The organism is Stutzerimonas sp. LR2, assembly GCF_055755175.1.
The window spans coordinates 718,443-734,502 of record NZ_JBVTRR010000002.1 but is presented as its reverse complement, the minus strand read 5'-3'; the positions used below and the strand labels follow the sequence as shown (position 1 = coordinate 734,502).

13 protein-coding genes are annotated in these 16,060 nt (G+C 62.5%); 9 read left to right on the top strand and 4 right to left on the bottom strand.

Annotated features, from left to right (window positions below; all coding sequences use genetic code 11):
• The first annotated feature begins 31 nt into the window (after positions 1-31).
• From ACVRRC_RS09985 to hemP, 9 genes are all read left to right on the top strand, one after another.
• Positions 32-1,228, top strand: coding sequence for an MFS transporter (locus ACVRRC_RS09985; RefSeq protein ID WP_192476690.1), 1,197 nt, complete (start codon positions 32-34; stop codon positions 1,226-1,228).
• 30 nt (positions 1,229-1,258) lie between these two features.
• A complete protein-coding gene (locus tag ACVRRC_RS09980; protein WP_045158247.1) occupies positions 1,259-2,206 on the top strand; it encodes a LysR family transcriptional regulator in 948 nt (315 codons plus the stop codon).
• A 125-nt stretch (positions 2,207-2,331) separates the two neighbouring features.
• Positions 2,332-2,796: a type II RES/Xre toxin-antitoxin system antitoxin gene (parS, locus tag ACVRRC_RS09975; protein WP_045158248.1), complete on the top strand. Its 465-nt coding sequence runs from the start codon at positions 2,332-2,334 to the stop codon at positions 2,794-2,796.
• Entirely contained in the window at positions 2,796-3,263 is a 468-nt protein-coding gene (locus ACVRRC_RS09970) for an RES family NAD+ phosphorylase (protein ID WP_045158249.1), read from the top strand. Before parS ends, ACVRRC_RS09970 begins: the two co-directional genes overlap by 1 nt.
• A 322-nt stretch (positions 3,264-3,585) precedes the next feature.
• On the top strand, positions 3,586-5,481 hold the full coding sequence (locus tag ACVRRC_RS09965) for a TonB-dependent receptor plug domain-containing protein (protein WP_061373274.1): 1,896 nt from the start codon (positions 3,586-3,588) through the stop codon (positions 5,479-5,481).
• The gene (gene cobN / locus ACVRRC_RS09960) at positions 5,481-9,431 is read left to right on the top strand and encodes a cobaltochelatase subunit CobN (protein WP_472996931.1); all 3,951 of its coding nucleotides are present in this window, start codon (positions 5,481-5,483) and stop codon (positions 9,429-9,431) included. The genes ACVRRC_RS09965 and cobN overlap by 1 nt, the downstream gene beginning before the upstream one ends.
• A 14-nt stretch (positions 9,432-9,445) precedes the next feature.
• Positions 9,446-9,979 carry a MotA/TolQ/ExbB proton channel family protein gene (locus ACVRRC_RS09955; RefSeq protein WP_052671879.1) on the top strand — a complete coding sequence of 178 codons (534 nt, stop codon included), beginning with the start codon at positions 9,446-9,448 and terminating at the stop codon, positions 9,977-9,979.
• A 5-nt stretch (positions 9,980-9,984) separates the two neighbouring features.
• Positions 9,985-10,302, top strand: a complete 318-nt coding sequence (locus ACVRRC_RS09950; RefSeq protein WP_196758008.1) for a DUF2149 domain-containing protein — start codon at positions 9,985-9,987, stop codon at positions 10,300-10,302.
• On the top strand, positions 10,299-10,502 hold the full coding sequence (hemP, locus tag ACVRRC_RS09945) for a hemin uptake protein HemP (RefSeq protein WP_045158254.1): 204 nt from the start codon (positions 10,299-10,301) through the stop codon (positions 10,500-10,502). Before ACVRRC_RS09950 ends, hemP begins: the two co-directional genes overlap by 4 nt.
• A 466-nt stretch (positions 10,503-10,968) precedes the next feature.
• Here the strand turns inward: hemP and ACVRRC_RS09940 are convergent, their stop codons facing one another.
• The 4 genes from ACVRRC_RS09940 to ACVRRC_RS09925 all read right to left on the bottom strand — a co-directional run bounded on the left by ACVRRC_RS09940 (position 10,969) and on the right by ACVRRC_RS09925 (position 16,047).
• A complete protein-coding gene (locus ACVRRC_RS09940; RefSeq protein WP_045158255.1) occupies positions 10,969-12,456 on the bottom strand; it encodes a SulP family inorganic anion transporter in 1,488 nt (495 codons plus the stop codon).
• Positions 12,457-12,835: 379 nt separating this feature from the next.
• Positions 12,836-13,897 (bottom strand): hypothetical protein, encoded by a 1,062-nt coding sequence (locus tag ACVRRC_RS09935; RefSeq protein WP_472996930.1) that lies wholly within the window; start codon positions 13,895-13,897, stop codon positions 12,836-12,838.
• A gap of 3 nt (positions 13,898-13,900) precedes the next feature.
• The gene (locus ACVRRC_RS09930) at positions 13,901-14,149 is read right to left on the bottom strand and encodes an acyl carrier protein (protein WP_472996929.1); all 249 of its coding nucleotides are present in this window, start codon (positions 14,147-14,149) and stop codon (positions 13,901-13,903) included.
• On the bottom strand, positions 14,146-16,047 hold the full coding sequence (locus ACVRRC_RS09925; protein ID WP_170800208.1) for an HAD-IIIC family phosphatase: 1,902 nt from the start codon (positions 16,045-16,047) through the stop codon (positions 14,146-14,148). The genes ACVRRC_RS09930 and ACVRRC_RS09925 overlap by 4 nt, the downstream gene beginning before the upstream one ends.
• Positions 16,048-16,060 lie beyond the last annotated feature (13 nt).

Sequence of the window (16,060 nt, the reverse complement as noted above, 5' to 3'; positions counted from 1 at the left end):
GCCCTGTCACGACGTGGAGCCCTCATCCGTCATGAGCACCCCCTCAACCAATCCACTTTCCATCTACCTGATCGCGCTCGGCGCCTTCGCACTCGGCATGGCGTCCTACGTGACGGCCGGGCTGATACCCTTGATCGAAGACGCCTTCACGGTTTCAGTTGCCGTAGCCGCGCAGCTGGTTACCGCCTTCACCCTGGCCTATGGCCTAGGCTCGCCCATCTTCGTGGCACTGACACCACCAGACCGCCAGCGCAGTGGCCTGCTTGCCGCACTGGCCCTGTTCGTCATCGCAAACGCGGCCAGCGCGCTTTCCACCAACTTCAATGCACTGCTGGCCTGGCGCGCCGTTGCTGGAATTGGCGCGGGCGTTTACCTGGCGATGGGCATCGGCGCATCGGCTGCCCTTTCGACTGCCGAGCGACGCGGCAAGTCCATCGCGATCATCATGGGCGGAATGGCCAGCGGCGTGGTTCTGGGCGTACCGCTTAGCCTCATGATCGCCGACCACATGGGTTGGCAGGCCGCGCTCTGGCTGGTCACGCTGCTCGGGCTTCTGGCCTTCGTCGGGCTCCTACTGCTGCTGCCGGCACTGCCCGCCGCACCAGCCAGCTCCCTTCGCGAGAAACTCGCCATCCTCGCCGATGGGCACGTAGTCACCATCCTGCTCGTTTCGCTGCTCGCTGCCATCGCCAGCCTCGGCATGTACACCTTTATCGCACCACTGCTGCGCGACCCCGAGTTTGGCGGCGTCCGCTCGGTTACCCCTTTCCTCTGGGCGTGGGGGATCGGCGGCGTACTCGGTAGCTTCCTGATCGGACCGGTCGTGGATCGCGTGAGGGGGCCGGTGCTGGTCCTGGCCATCATGCTTATCCTGGGCGTATCGCTGTTCCTGCTACCCATGGTTGCCACGTTCAGTGCGTGGCTCGCCATGCTACCCATCGTGCTGTGGGGAGCCGTGGGCTGGGCACTGCAGGTGCCGCAGAACAACGAACTGATCCTGGCGCGCCAGGCACAGGGCGACGGCAATCTCGCCATCGCGCTCAACGAGTCCGCGCTGTACCTGGGCAGTGCGATCGGTGCCGCCGCAGGTGGGTTCGTGCTTCTACTTCAGCTGCCCATCTGGTCGCTTGCGGCCAGCGCCGGCGCGGTCGCTCTGGCCGGCGCGCTGCTGCAGACGCTAAACCTGCGCCGCCAGCCGGCCTGGCTTGCCGCAGGACGTACCCAATAACCGCAGATACCCCGTCGGGAGGTAATAGCCGTGGAGCTTCGCCACCTTCGCTGCTTCGTCGTCGTTGCCGAAGAACTGCACTTCGCTCGGGCGGCCGCACGGTTGCATATCGAGCAGTCGCCCCTATCACGCATCATCAAGGACCTGGAGTACAGGCTTGGTGTACAGCTGTTCGAGCGCACTACCCGACGAACCCGCCTGACCTGGGCGGGCAGCGTATTGCTCGAAGAAGCCCGCCGGATTTTCGCCGTGGTCGAACAGGCCAAGGCAAGCGTCAAGGGCGCCGCCGCAGGCTTTCGCGGCAAGCTTCGGGTCGCGCTGTCCGATGGCGTACCGCAGTCCCGGCTCGCTGCACTACTGGCCCAATGTCGAGAGGAAGATCCGGACGTCGAGATCTTTCTTCGGGAGGTCCCGTCCTCGGTGCAGGCCAACGGCCTGCGCGAGGACCTCTTTGACGTCGGATTTGCACAGACCGTCGCCAACGAACGTGACGGACTCTTGGCCGAGCCTGTGTGGCAGGACCCGCTTGTCGTCGTCCTGCCTGCCCGGCACCAGTTGCTTGCACACCGGCAGATTCCACTCGACGAAATAGCCCGGCATCCGTTGGTGCTATGCCAGCCGGAAGTCTGCGAAGGCTTCTGGCAGCAACTTCAACCCGTACTCAAGCCAATTGAAACGCAGATGACAATTGCCGAGCGTGTACCCACGCTTGACCTCCTGATCGCGCTCGTCGCCGCGGGTTACGGCCTTGGCTTCTCGAGCCTTGCTCGCATTACCGAACTCAACAACCCAGATGTGACGACACGGCCATTGGCCGGTGACACGACCATGATCACCACATATCTGGTTCGCCGTGACGTCGAACCCAGCGAGCAACTGAGCCGTTTCATCAATCGGGTCGTGAAGGCCGACAATGAGCTAGGACTCGCTGCCTGTACGGACGAATCTTCGACCCCAACTACTCAGGTTGGGATATAGGGGCCAGAACCAGATGACACTCAGCGTGGGTCGCCTTTCACGCCACACTGCATTGTGCAGCGATATGGCTCGTTGAATGGTGCTATCATATGACGTATCCAAGTTCGTCATTTGAGGTTTTCGCTATGACTGCCACAGCGAAGCAATCGCTCAAACGGTCCTCCAGTGCTCCGGAAAAGCCTAGTTTCTGGAGCATGGCGCACGAGTTGTCGAAATACACCGAGTACGAACGGCTTGAGCGAATTCGCGCCGGCTTCGAGCCCTACTGGCTGCTCGCAACCAAGGCAGCATTCGGGCTAACCATTCCGATGATCGCAGGCATCGCAAACGTGTCGGTATCGACTGTGGAACGCAGATTAAGAAGTACAGATGCCCTTGATGCCGTGGCATCGGAGCGCATCGATCGATTGGCTCAAGTCGCGGTGCTAGCGGAGGATGTTTTCGAGAAATCGGACGCCGCCAGCAAGTGGATGGCAACGCCGAACGACTCTCTCGGAGGGCGAACCCCGCTCTCGCTTTGCGAAACAGAACTCGGCGCACGCCAGGTTCGGCGAGTCCTGCACGCGATTGAATGGGGCGGTGTTGTCTGATGCGTGCATGGCGCATATCCAAAGCCAAACGTGCAGCGGACCTGTCCGGCCTGGGTGCAGCGATAGAAGGTGGACGCTGGAACGAGGCCGAGGCAGCGGCCGTCTACCTGGGACTGTCTCCCGCCATCTGCTGCTTAGAGACCTTCGTGCATCAGACCCAGCGGCCCGTTATTCCCATGAAGATCACCGAGTTCGAGTTGCCGGAAGATGCCGAGCTTTATCTTGAACCCAGTGAAAAGGAACTACCGGTGGGCTGGGCAGCATTGCCCGCCGACAAGCCCAGCATGTCCTTCGGCACGGACTGGTTGAATCGCGGCTCCCATCTAGGGCTAATCGTGCCCTCTGCCGTTCTGCCCCTCGAGCGAAACATCGTGCTTAACCCAAGACACCCGGCCATTTCACGCGTGAAGATCAGCCGGATAATGGACTTCACGTACGACGATAGGCTTTTCGCAATTCGTTCGTAGGAGAAAACAGCTACAAGTCCGTCCTCGTGCATGAACTGACCGATAGAATTACGCGCGATGGCCTGCGACTAATCGTCATCCTCCCTTTGCCCGCTCGAATCGCCCGTGCTCGGCCATCACAGCCAAGGGTCCGGGCATACCCCGATTAGAGTTCCGGTTATCGATAGCCAGACGGTTTCTTGCATTGTTTGCATTCGATAATAGTTCTTATTACCATCCACCGCTTCATGTAAGCCGATACGTTCTAGCCAGCCAGGGACAGTCCCCAGCCAGCCATCTCATTCTTTCTTAGGGGGTGAATATGCGCAGGCACGCGCTGGCAATGGCATGCATCATGGTTTCCGGAGCGGGGGCAGCCGCCGAGACGACCGAGCTCAATCCGATGGTGGTTACGGCCACTCGCAGCTCCGTCTCTTTGGCAGACGCACCAGCTGCGATGACCGTTATTACCGCCGAGCAGATCCGCGCGCGAGGTGCGACCAACCTGCTTGAGGCGCTCCGTGGGACACCCGGCATCACCCTCAATGGGCGCCAGGTTGGAGGTCGCAAGACCTTGAGCATTCGCGGCGCCGAAGATCGCCACACGCTCGTGCTGATCGATGGCCGACGCATTTCCTCAACCGATGACACCATTGGCCACTCCGACTACCAGTACGGGTGGGTCGGTATCGAGCAGATCGAACGCATCGAGGTCGTGCGCGGCCCTATGTCCGCCCTTTACGGCTCCGAAGCGATTGGCGGGGTGATCAATATCATTACGCGCCAGGCCCAACGCGAATGGAGCGGCGGGGTAACCCTGCGAGGGGATGTGGGTCAAGGCGACACGGGCAATGGCCATCGCCTGGCCGCGCGGGCGTCAGGCCCACTGGCCGAAAGCTTGGATGTCGCTATGGCCGTCGAAGAGGTGCGCCGCGAATCGACACCTTGGGAGCAGGATCGGCGAGTGTCGGAAATGGAGGGGCAGGATCGCCAGACGGGAAGCCTTGCGATCAGTTACCGGCCGTTTGAAGGACAGACGCTTAAGCTGGACCTGCTTCGCAGCGATGAAACCCGTGATCGTGACCAGCAGTACGCCTATTACGCACGTCCGATCTACCTCGATACCTACGAGCTTGAGCGACGCCAAAACTCGCTGGCCTGGAACGCCGACTGGGGCGACCTGCAGTCGCAACTGCGCTTTACCCGCTCAGAATTCGACGTCACCAACAAGCGTACGCATAACCTGGCCCCAACACGCCCCCAGTCGATCCGCGACGACGTATGGGACGGCAGCCTCAATTTTCACATCGGCGAAGACCATGCCCTCACCGTAGGCGGAGAGCATCGGGACGAACGCTTGGAGAACGCCGGCCTGATCGGCGGCTCGGACTCCGCAACACACCAAGCGGTGTTCATCCAGGATGAGATTGCATTGGCGACGGGTTGGGCATTGACTCTGGGCGCGCGCCTCGACGATCACGAAATTTTTGGGCGCGAGACCAGCCCCCGCGCATGGCTCGTCTGGCGTGCCACCCCGGAATTGACGTTCAAGGCAGGATACGGCGAGGCCTTCCGCGCACCGACGCTCAAACAGATCTCTCCGAACTACGTTGGGGCCGAGGGGCCACATACGTTTCTCGGAAACGCCGATATCAAGCCGGAAACCAGTCGCTCGTTCGAGCTGGGCGTCGATTGGCATGACGAGCGAGGCGCCTATACCGCGAACCTTTACCGCAACGAGATCGACGATCTGATCTATTACCGGCGCCTGCGCACCGAGCCCGGCATACCGCCGCGCACGATCTATCAGTACGACAACATCGAACAAGCTCGAATCGAGGGCTTGGAGCTCACCGGGCGCCGCGAGTTGGGATACGGCATTGCATTGGGCGCGACGGTCAACTGGATGGACCCGCGCGACGCTCGGACCGACGCCAAGCTCAACGGACGGCCAGAGTTCACAGCTACGCCTTCGCTGGAATGGACCATGGCGAAGTGGAACGCGCTGGTGCAGTGGGAATATATCGGCAAGCAGTATCTGGAAGGCTCGAACGGACAGGAGCGCGCACCCGGCTACAGCGTGGTCAACGCAAGCCTCGGGTACAGGCTGCACGACAACCTGACGCTACGTGGCGGCGTGCTTAATATCGGCAACGTGCGACTGGAGGACAAATCCGAGCTGTTTGGCTATGCCGAACAGGGTCGCACGGGTTGGCTGGCGGTGGAGGCCGGGTTTTGATGCGCGGCGTACTACTGCTGACTAGAACAACCGTGATGCTCGTCTTCGGCCTCCTGGCGCTGAGCCTGTCGATGCGGGTCCAGGCCGAGACCGTGCAGGCCAAACGTTTGCTGTTCGTGGCGGCGGCGCCAGTCCAGGCGGGCAAATTCGAGCGCCTGAAACCCATCGCCCGTGATGCAGGCTTTAGCCTCGAGTATCGGATGATCGACGGCGTAGATGGCAATCCCAACCTCGCACAGCTCGACAGCTTCGACCTGGTTGCAATCGACGCGCCCTACGGCGCTGCCCTGGGAGCAGTGCAAATGGGGCTTGGGTCGGCGCTCGACGGCCTTGCGACGCCCTGGATCTGGCTGCGCCGGGATGGCAGCCGCGGCAGCGACCTTCCGCCCGCGCTGATCGAGGAGCTCGACCTCTATTACACAAACGGCGGCGTAGCGAACTTCAACGGTTTCTTCTGCCGTCTCGACGCTCATTTCTCTAGAAAAGCGTCACCCTGCCCGTCTCCGGAAATTCATCCGCCGGCAGGCATCTACCATCCCCAGGGCAACGGAAGGATCTTCACCAGGCTGGACGGCTACCTCGAATGGAAAGGTGTTGAGCTACGGACCGAAGTACCGGTAATCGGAGTTCTCTTCCACAAGGCGTATATGGACTCCGGGCTCACAGGCTTCGTCGACGACACGGTCCGGCGCATCGAAGCGGCCGGTGCGCTGGCGGTACCGCTCTATACCACGGCGATGGGCAACGATGAGATCACCTCGCTGCTCGGCACATCCGGCACGCCCCGCGCGGATGTGCTGATCAACATGCAGATCATGCTTAACGGCTCGGGGCGCAAGGCGGAATTCGAACGACTCGGCATTCCGGTCCTACAGGCCATGCCCTATCGCGGTGGCGAGCAGGCCGACTGGGAGGCCGATGCAGTCGGGTTGGAGGCCCAGGACATCCCATTCTATCTCGCCCAACCGGAGTATGCCGGCCTCATCGACCCGCTGTTCGCTGCCGCAACGCGCAAGGCCGATGGCGACATCGTGCCCATCGACCGCCAACTGCAGGCGATAGTCGACAAGGCGCTGCGGCTCGCGCACTTGCAGCGGCTGCCAGCCCAAGAGGTGCGAACAGCGATCATGTTCTACAACTACCCACCGGGCGAAACAAACCTTGGCGCGTCGTTCCTCAATGTGCCACGCAGCCTCGAAACGTTGCTCACCGCCTACGCCCAGCGCGGCTATCGCGTGCAGGAGCTCGATGAGCAACAGCTAATCCACGAGCTGGCCCGCTTGCTTGCCCCCTTCTATCGCGCCGATGCGCTTGAGGGTCTGCTGATCGATGACCGCGGCGCGCCGTTGTCGCTCGCAGCTTACCAGTCCTGGTTCGACAATCTGCCCGAGAGGGTTCGCCAGCCGATCCTTGAGCGTTGGGGATCGCCAGAAGATGCCAGCTTGTTCTTACCGGCACGCAACGTCTTTGTCATTCCGCGCCTTCAGCTTGGCAAGCAGGTGATCATGCCGCAGCCGCCGCGGGGCGAGCGGCTGGACGATCGCGAGAAGGTGCTATATCACGACACGAAGTCTCCCCCTTCGCACAGCTATCTCGCGGTCTATCTCTGGTTGCGCAACGAGTTCGCCGCCGACGCGCTTGTGCATTTCGGGACACATGGTTCCGCCGAATGGCAACCGGGCAAGGAGCGGGGGCTCGACGTGGTCGAGGCGCCCTACCTCGTGCTGGGCGATCTTCCCGTGATCTACCCCTACATCGTGGACAATATTGGCGAGGCGATGCAAACCAAGCGCCGGGGCCGAGCGGTCACGATCAGCCATAACACGCCGGCGTTCGGCCCGGCGGGGCTGCATGGCGAGCTCAATGAGCTGCACGACTTACTCCACCAATGGCTGAGCATGACCGAAGGCGAGGTGCGGACTGCTACCGCCAACCGGATCCGCGAGCTGACCGAACGGTTGAAGCTCGACCGAGACGCAGCGATCGATACCGCAGCCATCGAAAGTGATTTCGCTGCCTTTATCGACTTCCTGCATGTGCAGCTGCACGACATTGCGCTGGAACAGCAGCCGTTGGGGCTCGCACGCTTCGGGATGCCGGCCGATGAAAACGTGCGCCTGCTGACCGTGCAACAGATGCTCGGCAAGCCGCTTCTCCAGGCCATCGCCCCGGACGATCCGGAGGAGTTGTTGCTGGTGGACTATGAGAGCATCCAGGCAACCCCGGTGTGGCAGTTGCTGGACCGACACGTACGCCAGGAGCAACCCTGGACCGGCGATCCGCAAGTCGGAGCGCTGCTCGAGCGCGGCCGCAGCTACTGGCGAAGCCTTGGCAACGTCAGCGAACTGGACGGTTATTTCGCCGCGCTGCAGGGGCGCCACGTGCCTACGAGCTACGGCGGCGATCCCATCAAGAACCCGGACAGCCTGCCAACTGGCCGCAACTTGTATGGCTTCGATCCGTCGCGCATTCCAACGCCCGAGGCATGGGAAGCCGGCCAACTGGCCGCAACACGACTGCTCGAGCAGCATCGCGAGAAGCATGGTCAATACCCCAGCAAGATGGCCTTTACGCTATGGTCGGTTGAAACCATGCGCCACTTCGGCATGCTCGAAGCCCAGGTGCTGGCGATGATGGGTTTCCGCCCGGTCTGGGACAGCGCAGGTCGGGTCACCGGCATTGAGGTCGTCCCGGCCGAAGAACTCCAGCGGCCGCGCATCGACGTGGTCGTTTCGGCGACCGGCCTCTATCGCGACCAGTTCCCGCAGGTCATGCAGTGGCTCGCCCAGGCGGCTGACCAGGCCAGCGCGTTGGACGAGCCGAACAACGCTATAGCTGCCAACAGCCGGCGGATCGAACGTAGATTGCGCGAGATTGGGTTGTCACCGGAGGATGCATCGCTGGCAGCGCGAACGCGGATTTTCTCTTCCGAGTCGGGCGCCTACAGCACCGGCCTGGAGGACGCCACCCTGGCCAGCGACAGCTTCGGCGAGGCGCCCAATGGTGACCAGGACCGCATCGCTGGCGAGCAAAAACTGGCCAGCCTCTATCTCGATCGTATGCAGTTCGCCTATGGGCCGGATCCGGAACGCTGGGGAGAAAAGCTGGACGTGAACCTCTACGCAGAGCAGCTACGCGGCGTGGAGGGTGCAGTGCTGTCCCGTTCGTCCAATCTGTACGGAATGCTCACCACGGATGACCCCTTCCAATACCTGGGTGGCCTCGGCCTTGCCGTAAGGCACCTGGATGGCAAGTCGCCCGAGCTTTACATCAGCAACTTGCGCGACGCGGACAATCCGCGCAGCGAGACGGCGGCCGGCTTCCTCGCACGCGACCTGCGCACACGCTACTTCCATCCCGGCTGGATCAAGGCGATACAGCAGGAGGGCTATAGCGGCACTCTGGAGGTCTTGGGCGCAGCCAACAACCTCTGGGGTTGGCAAGTCACCGCACCGGAAACCGTTCGCACCGACCAATGGGACGAGTTCAAGGCGGTGTATGTCGACGACAAGCTTGGACTGGGCATCAACGAATGGTTCGAGCAGAACCATCCGCAAGCCCAGGCGCAGATGATCGAACGGCTACTGGAAGCGGCTCGAAAGGAGTACTGGCAGGCGGACGCGCAAACACTTCAGCAGTTGGCGCAGCGTTGGCAGGACCTTGCCGAGCGCCACAACGCGGTCAGTGACAATGCCAAGTTCGGTGCCTACGTCGAACAGGCAGCTACGGGGTTCGGGCTCGCCGCGCCGAGCGATGCGCGCCCCGACGCGCAAGCCTCAGCCGCAAGCAAAGCTGTGGATACCCAGCCCGTCACGGGCCAGAAGCTGGAGCGTCAACAGGCCCAACCGCAGCCGTTCGACTGGGCACCGCTAGCGGTACTGCTGACGATCGCAGCGGCACTGATGGCCGGTATTTACAACCAGGGCTGGCGCCTGCAGGCCCGTGCATGACTCAGGGAGACACCATGCAACTGTTCATCGAATCCGCGCTGTACAGCGCCAGCCAGTTTTTCATGCTGCCCGTACTGCTGGCCGTGATTGTCATGTTCATCTATTCGTTCTTTGCAGTGGGCCAGTTCCTCACGCAGGCGCGTCAGCGGCGCCGGGGCGATCCCCGTGGGTACGACCTGCTCGAGAGCTGGCGCCTCGCGGCGTCCATGAGCGCAACCGAGCTCGAGACACTGGCGTTCAAACGCCTCGAGACGCCGCGCATCGTCACGCGAGTGACTCCGATGCTGGGTCTGGTGGCGACGATGATTCCAATGGGGCCCGCACTCAAGGGCCTGTCCAACGGCCAGCTCGATCAGGTTAGCGACAACCTGACAGTTGCCTTCTCCGCAGTGATTCTCTCGCTGCTCGCGGCCTCCCTCACCTACTGGGTCGTGAATGTACGTCGCCGCTGGTATGCCGAGGAGCTCGTACAGATCGAGCAAGAACAGCGAAGCGGTACCGGTGCTGCGGCCGAGGCCGCCCACGAGATGACAGTGGAGATGAGCTGATGAGCGTGCGCTTGCTTGAGGAGGCGGAAGCCGATGATCCGATCCTTTCGGTCGTCAATCTGATCGATGTGTTCCTGGTGATCATCGCTGCACTCCTGATCGCGGTGGCGAACAACCCAGTCAACCCGTTTACCAGTGAGGATGACGTCACGGTTATCAAGAATGCCGGCAAACCGAACATGGAAATTCTTATCAAGGAGGGCAAGACCATGGAGCATTACAAGTCCACTGGTGACATCGGCCAAGGGCAAGGCGCCAAGGCAGGCGTTGCGTACCGCCTCGAGGATGGGTCAATGGTCTACGTGCCGGAGGGATCGAAGTGACGGTCATTCGAGCACCCAAGCGTCCGTTTGCAGAGCCGGTGGGCAAACACATAGGCGAGTCGAACGGCTCGGCTAATCCGCGCCGGAGGGCTGCGAGCGAGCACCTGCTGCAGGGCGCTCGCGAGATGGTCATCCTTCATGACGGTTGCGAGTACATCCTGCGCGTCACCCGACAGAATAAGCTGATCCTAACCAAGTAGTCCGCAGACCTTCGACGGACGACACTCGCGGACCCAACCATTCCGATCATGACGCCGCCGACCGACATAATCGTTGCCCAATCGGTCTTTGAAGTCAGAGGCCTGATTACCGAACCTTTTCCATACGGCACGCCAAGGTGCCGCATGGATAAGGAGCGCAACGGCGGTGAACCAGGCATCGAACGTGCTGTACGGGCGGGTGGTGACGATGGTCTCGGTCGTGCTCGCCAGCGTCTGGAACGCGGCGCACCCGACCGCCTCGTCGCGAGCCTATGACCAGTAGCAGGTCGCCCCTAGTTCGATCTACGGCGCTGTCCCGAGTCTCTGCCCTGGCGCTTGTGCCCGTCCTTGCCAATGAAACGGAACACAGTGCTAGCCCCGAATAACCACGATCGAGAAATTTGGATAGTCGAGTACCGAAATGGCACTTGGCGGCTCTCGCTGCGCGATCGCGACATTACTCAGATCAGTGACCTATCAACTCGTCGGCGCCGTGGGGTTTGTCGTGCACGCCGAATCTGTCGACGATGGTGGCGCTGGCTTCGTTAAGACCCAGCACGTCCACTTCGGTGCCTTCCCGGCGCAGCTTGATCACCACTTTGTCCAGTGCAGCGACCGCGGTGATGTCCCAGAAATGCGCGCGGCGCAAGTCGATCGTGACCTTGGCGATCGCCTCCTTGAAATCGAACGCGTTGATGAATTTGTCCGCCGAACTGAAGAACATCTGGCCGGCAACGGTATACGTACGGTGATCCGCCGCTTCATTCAATTCAGAACTCACCGAGAGGTAGTGGCCAACCTTGTTGGCGAAAAACAACGCGGCCAGTAACACGCCAACCAGAACGCCATAGGCCAGGTTATGAGTGAACACAACCACGACCACCGTGGCGACCATCACGATATTGGTCGACAGCGGATACCGACGCAGGTTGCGCACCGAGTCCCAGCTGAAGGTGCCGATGGATACCATGATCATCACCGCCACCAGCGCGGCCATGGGGATCTGCCCGACCCAATCGCTCAGGAAGACAACCAGCAACAGCAGCACAACACCGGCGACCAGCGTGGACAGACGCGTGCGCCCACCCGACTTCACGTTGATCACCGACTGTCCGATCATGGCGCAGCCAGCCATGCCGCCCAGCATGCCCGCTGCGATGTTGGCGACGCCCTGCCCCTTGCACTCGCGATTCTTGTCGCTGGTGGTATCGGTCAGGTCATCGACGATGGTCGCGGTCATCAGCGACTCCAGCAGGCCGACCACGGCCAGCGCCGCTGAGTAAGGGAAGATGATGGCCAGCGTTTCGAGGTTGAGCGGCACGTCCGGCCAGAGGAAAACCGGCAGCGTATCGGGCAGCTCGCCCATGTCGGCGACGGTGCGGATGTCCAGGCCGAAGTACATGGCTACCGCCGTCATGCTGAGGATGCACACCAGCGGCGACGGAATGACCTTTCCGAGCTTTGGCACGTGCGGGAACAGGTAGATGATGGCCAGGCCCGCGGCCGTCATGGCGTAAACGTGCCAGGTGACGTTCGTCAGCTCCGGTAGCTGGGCCATGAAGATAAGGATCGCCAGCGCATTGACGAAGCCGGTCACCACCGAGCGCGAGACGAAGCGCATCAGCGAGCCGAGCCGCAGGTAGCCGGCGATGATCTGCAGCACCCCGCACAACAGCGTGGCGGCCAGGAGGTATTCCAGACCGTGGTTCTTTACCAGCGTGACCATCAGCAGGGCCATCGCCCCGGTGGCTGCTGAAATCATGCCTGGGCGGCCGCCGACAAAGGCTATTACCACGGCGATGCAGAAGGACGCGTACAGCCCGACCTTCGGGTCCACGCCTGCGATGATGGAGAAGGCAATGGCTTCCGGAATCAGGGCCAACGCAACGACGAGACCAGACAGCACGTCACCACGTATATTTGAGAGCCAGTTGTGTTTGATCGATTGCAACATTGGTAAATCCAAGGCAAGGGACGCAACCGCACCATGCAAAGTGGCGTTCAGAACGCGTCGTGTTCGAGATATAGGCATGACTGACGCCCGCACGGGCGCGGTCGGATCGCTGCAGCAGCGAGGCGAGTCAGCCGCGATGGGCCGAATCGAATGGTGGGGCGTTGCGCTATGGCGGCGTAGGCAGCCAGGCAGAGCGGGTCGGAACGTTCATACGGTCGGTACGTCGGTCGGAATTGCAAAGGGCGCGGACCATACCACAGCACGCACGCCCGATGCGACCTGACGACCGGCGGCTCCGTGCCACATACGGCAGGACGAGCAACTGGCCGGACTCGTTCCGTTACTCATCTCCGACCTCGCGACGTTTGCCGAGGTTTGCTCAGGGCGCACCGTGCACGCCGCTGCCAGCCAGTACCGACTCGCCAAGCCGTGCCTGTTCGGCTTCGCGCAGCTGGTCGGCCAATGCCTCGGAAAAGTCATGAACGGCGGACCAGCGAAGGTGAATCGCATCGACGAACGCACCGGGCGGCGCTAGCCACTCTCGATCGGCATTCCAGTACTTTGCGCCACCGTGTCCGGCAATGGCCGCGCTCAGTTTGGCATCGAAACGGGCGAGGAAGTGGCCGTCGGCATCGAACTTGACCTTCCACTGCGGATGCAGCGGCGTGGACACCACCAGCAGCTGCCGCTGCTCCTGTCGAAGCCGCTCGGACAGCCGTCCAAGCGCTGCGAAGCAGCTATTGTCCAGCGGGTCGGGGTCGCCATAGAAAAGGCCTCGATCGGCGCGCGGCTCCAATGGACCGTCGCCGTGTCGCGTGAATACCAGCGGGTCCCATTCGATCTCGTTGGCGCGTTGAGCCTTGATTGTCCGGGCGTTGCGCAACAGCGAACGCGGCGAGAAATAGCGCATGTAATAGCCCCAGCGCGAGGCCTGCTGATAGACATAGTGGTCGGCATCTTCCCGGTCGAAGACCGCGTCCGGCACCTTCCAGCAGCCGGCGAAGTCCAGCGGGTCGACGATCATCACCACCTGACGAATGCTCGGTTGGCGATCCAGCAACCAGTCGGCGACATAGGCAGACTGGTTTGCATGCAAGCCACAGAAGGCGCCGTTGAACGGACGCAGCTCCGGGGCGCTCGACCTGAGCACGTCACCGTCGACATGACGCCAGGCGACTGATGAACCGATGACCAGCAGGTTGGGCTGATCGATCGGGTTGTGCCGGAGGAAACGCAGCTTTTCATCCACGCACAGGCTGTTGGAGAAAGCCGGCGGTGGCAGGTTGTCACTGTGGTGCAGCCATGCGAGCAGTGCGGCAAAGGCGCCGAGCATTCCGAACAGCCCAGCGAACACCCCCAGCAGATAGCTGGCTCGCACCTGTTGCCGTTCAGCTCCGGTCCGGGCGGCGCCGCCCCGGCCGCTATCGACAGTTGCGCTCATGGCTCAACGCACCCCGAGCTTGCTCTGGATCAGTTGCACGAAATGGCCGACGTTCTTCAGCGACTCCAGCTCAGCAGTGCGGAACTTGATGCCGAAGCGTTGCTCGGCGGCCACGATCAGCAGGACATGGGCCTGGCTGTCCCAGCCATCGATGTCGTCGGCCGTGGTTTCGGCCGTGAGGACGATGTCGTCATCGTCGAACACGTCGTGAAAAACCTGGGTCAGCGCCTGGAGAATTTCCTTTTCGTTCATGCTTGCACCTGGATGTGGTGGTTTATGGATAGGCGTGACGCCAGCTCGCAGCGCCAGAAACTGGCATCGGGGGTTGCGTTATCGGGAGCTGAGCGCTGCTCGAAGCCCAGTCGCGGATAGTGCTCGGCGACCATGCCGTTGCGTTCGGTGGGGCGGTATTCGCCAACCAGGGCACGCCAGCCGGCAGCCGCGGCTGCATCGGCCAGCACGTCCAGCACCGCCGACTCGACTTGGCGGCCCAGCACGCGACAGCTCATCAGCCAGCTGTCGATCAGCAGTTCGTCAGCCTCGATGGCTGCATCCGGTCGCGCCAGCACTACGCTGATCAGGCCGCTATCGCCGAACTTGTCCTCCAGCCGCAGAGCCAGCGCAATGGCTTGCCGATCGCTGGCCATGCGCTCGACTTCGGCTTCGGTATAACGGCGGGTGGTGAGATTGAACTGGTTGGTCTTGTTGATCAGCTGCGTGGCGCGGGCCAGCTCTGCACTGCCGATGCGGCTGACGCGCAGCACCATCTGCAACCCGCGCAGGTAGCCGTCCATGTCCGTGGCCTGGCTCTGCGCGGCCTTGCGTTCGGCATTAAGCGCATAGCTGCGGCCACGCTCGGCGTCGTCGGAGGTAAAGGACACAGCTTCGAAATAGCCCGCGGCGGCTATCCGCGCGGGGTAATCGGCAACGTCGTCGGGCAGTTCCGGCACAGCGACTTCCGGCAGCTCGCGGCGCACGATGTCGCGTTCGGCGGGGTTGTCGTCGACGAATACCAGGCTGTCCAGGCCGATATCCAGCATGCTCGCGATGCGCCGCAGGTTGCCGGCCTTGTCTTCCCAGTTGGCGACGAAAGCTGCGACATCGCTGCGCTTCAATGCCATCTCCGGATGCGCGAACGCCGCCTCGGCGATGTGCAGGTCGTTCTTGCTGCATACCGCGAGGATCACCCCACGGCGTGCCAGCTGCGCGGCGTAGCGCTGGAAGGCGAGAAACGCCTCGCCGCTGGGGCTGCCTTGGCCGAGCTGGATACCGTCGATACCGTCATCACCGATCACACCGCCCCACAGGGTGTTGTCCAGATCGAGCACGAGGCACTTGTGCGACAGCCCCGCCGTGGCCGCCGCTATCCGTGCCAGATGATCGCCGTAAAGCGGGGCCAAGGCCGGGCTGACCAGCTGCTTGGCCTGGTGCCAGCGCACCGGGTCGGCCAGGCCGTCGCCATAAGCGGCTGCGTGCCACGCCAAATCGAGCAGCAGCACGCCATCCTCGCGGGCAGCGCCGCGGATAGCCGCATTCAAGCGTTCGATGACTGCCCGCGGCGAAGCCGGCACCAGTGCTTCGTAAGAGCCGAACAATGGCGGCGCGACCGGCACCAGGGTTTGCTGCACCACCTGCGCGGCGTAGCGCTCGCGGGCCCGGCGCCAAAGGAGGCGCAGCTCGTCGACGCGCTCTGCGACGGCGGCATCCACCTCCGCCTGGCCTGCGTGCAAGGGCAGTTGCAGCGGCGCGTCATGGGCGTCCAGCGCCAGTACCAGCAGTTGGGGGGAGAAGGCGTTCAGCGCCGGGTCATCGGCCAGCAGCGCCTGGCGGTACATGCCGTAAGGCGCAACGTGCAGCGACAGCGCCAGGCGCCGCTGCAGGCCGGCCATGCGAATGGTCGGCAGCAGGTGGTCCACCGTATGCGAAGCGAGCAGCGCCACGCGCAGCGGCGTCAGTCGTGCCGCCGCTGCATGCTGCTCGATGCCGGCGGTGGCCAGCTTGTCCAGCCGTGCGGTCAGCGTGAAGTCACGCTGGTATGCCGCCAGCCGAGCGGCTTCGTTTAGCCGCTGCAGTGGGTCGTCGATGCGCTTGGCCTGGCCGATTGCGCTGGCCAGGTCAGGGTGCGGCGGTAGCCAGGAGAGTTGTTGCATGCCGGGACTCCTT

What these genes read in the sequence shown, in the direction of transcription:
- ACVRRC_RS09985 (WP_192476690.1), top strand. Translation starts at nt 32, where the DNA reads ATGAGCACCCCCTCAACCAATCCACTTTCCATCTACCTGATCGCGCTC.
- parS (WP_045158248.1), top strand. Translation starts at nt 2,332, where the DNA reads ATGACTGCCACAGCGAAGCAATCGCTCAAACGGTCCTCCAGTGCTCCG.
- ACVRRC_RS09970 (WP_045158249.1), top strand. Translation starts at nt 2,796, where the DNA reads ATGCGTGCATGGCGCATATCCAAAGCCAAACGTGCAGCGGACCTGTCC.
- ACVRRC_RS09965 (WP_061373274.1), top strand. Translation starts at nt 3,586, where the DNA reads ATGGCATGCATCATGGTTTCCGGAGCGGGGGCAGCCGCCGAGACGACC.
- cobN (WP_472996931.1), top strand. Translation starts at nt 5,481, where the DNA reads ATGCGCGGCGTACTACTGCTGACTAGAACAACCGTGATGCTCGTCTTC.
- ACVRRC_RS09955 (WP_052671879.1), top strand. Translation starts at nt 9,446, where the DNA reads ATGCAACTGTTCATCGAATCCGCGCTGTACAGCGCCAGCCAGTTTTTC.
- ACVRRC_RS09940 (WP_045158255.1), bottom strand. Translation starts at nt 12,456, where the DNA reads ATGTTGCAATCGATCAAACACAACTGGCTCTCAAATATACGTGGTGAC.
- ACVRRC_RS09935 (WP_472996930.1), bottom strand. Translation starts at nt 13,897, where the DNA reads ATGAGCGCAACTGTCGATAGCGGCCGGGGCGGCGCCGCCCGGACCGGA.
- ACVRRC_RS09930 (WP_472996929.1), bottom strand. Translation starts at nt 14,149, where the DNA reads ATGAACGAAAAGGAAATTCTCCAGGCGCTGACCCAGGTTTTTCACGAC.
- ACVRRC_RS09925 (WP_170800208.1), bottom strand. Translation starts at nt 16,047, where the DNA reads ATGCAACAACTCTCCTGGCTACCGCCGCACCCTGACCTGGCCAGCGCA.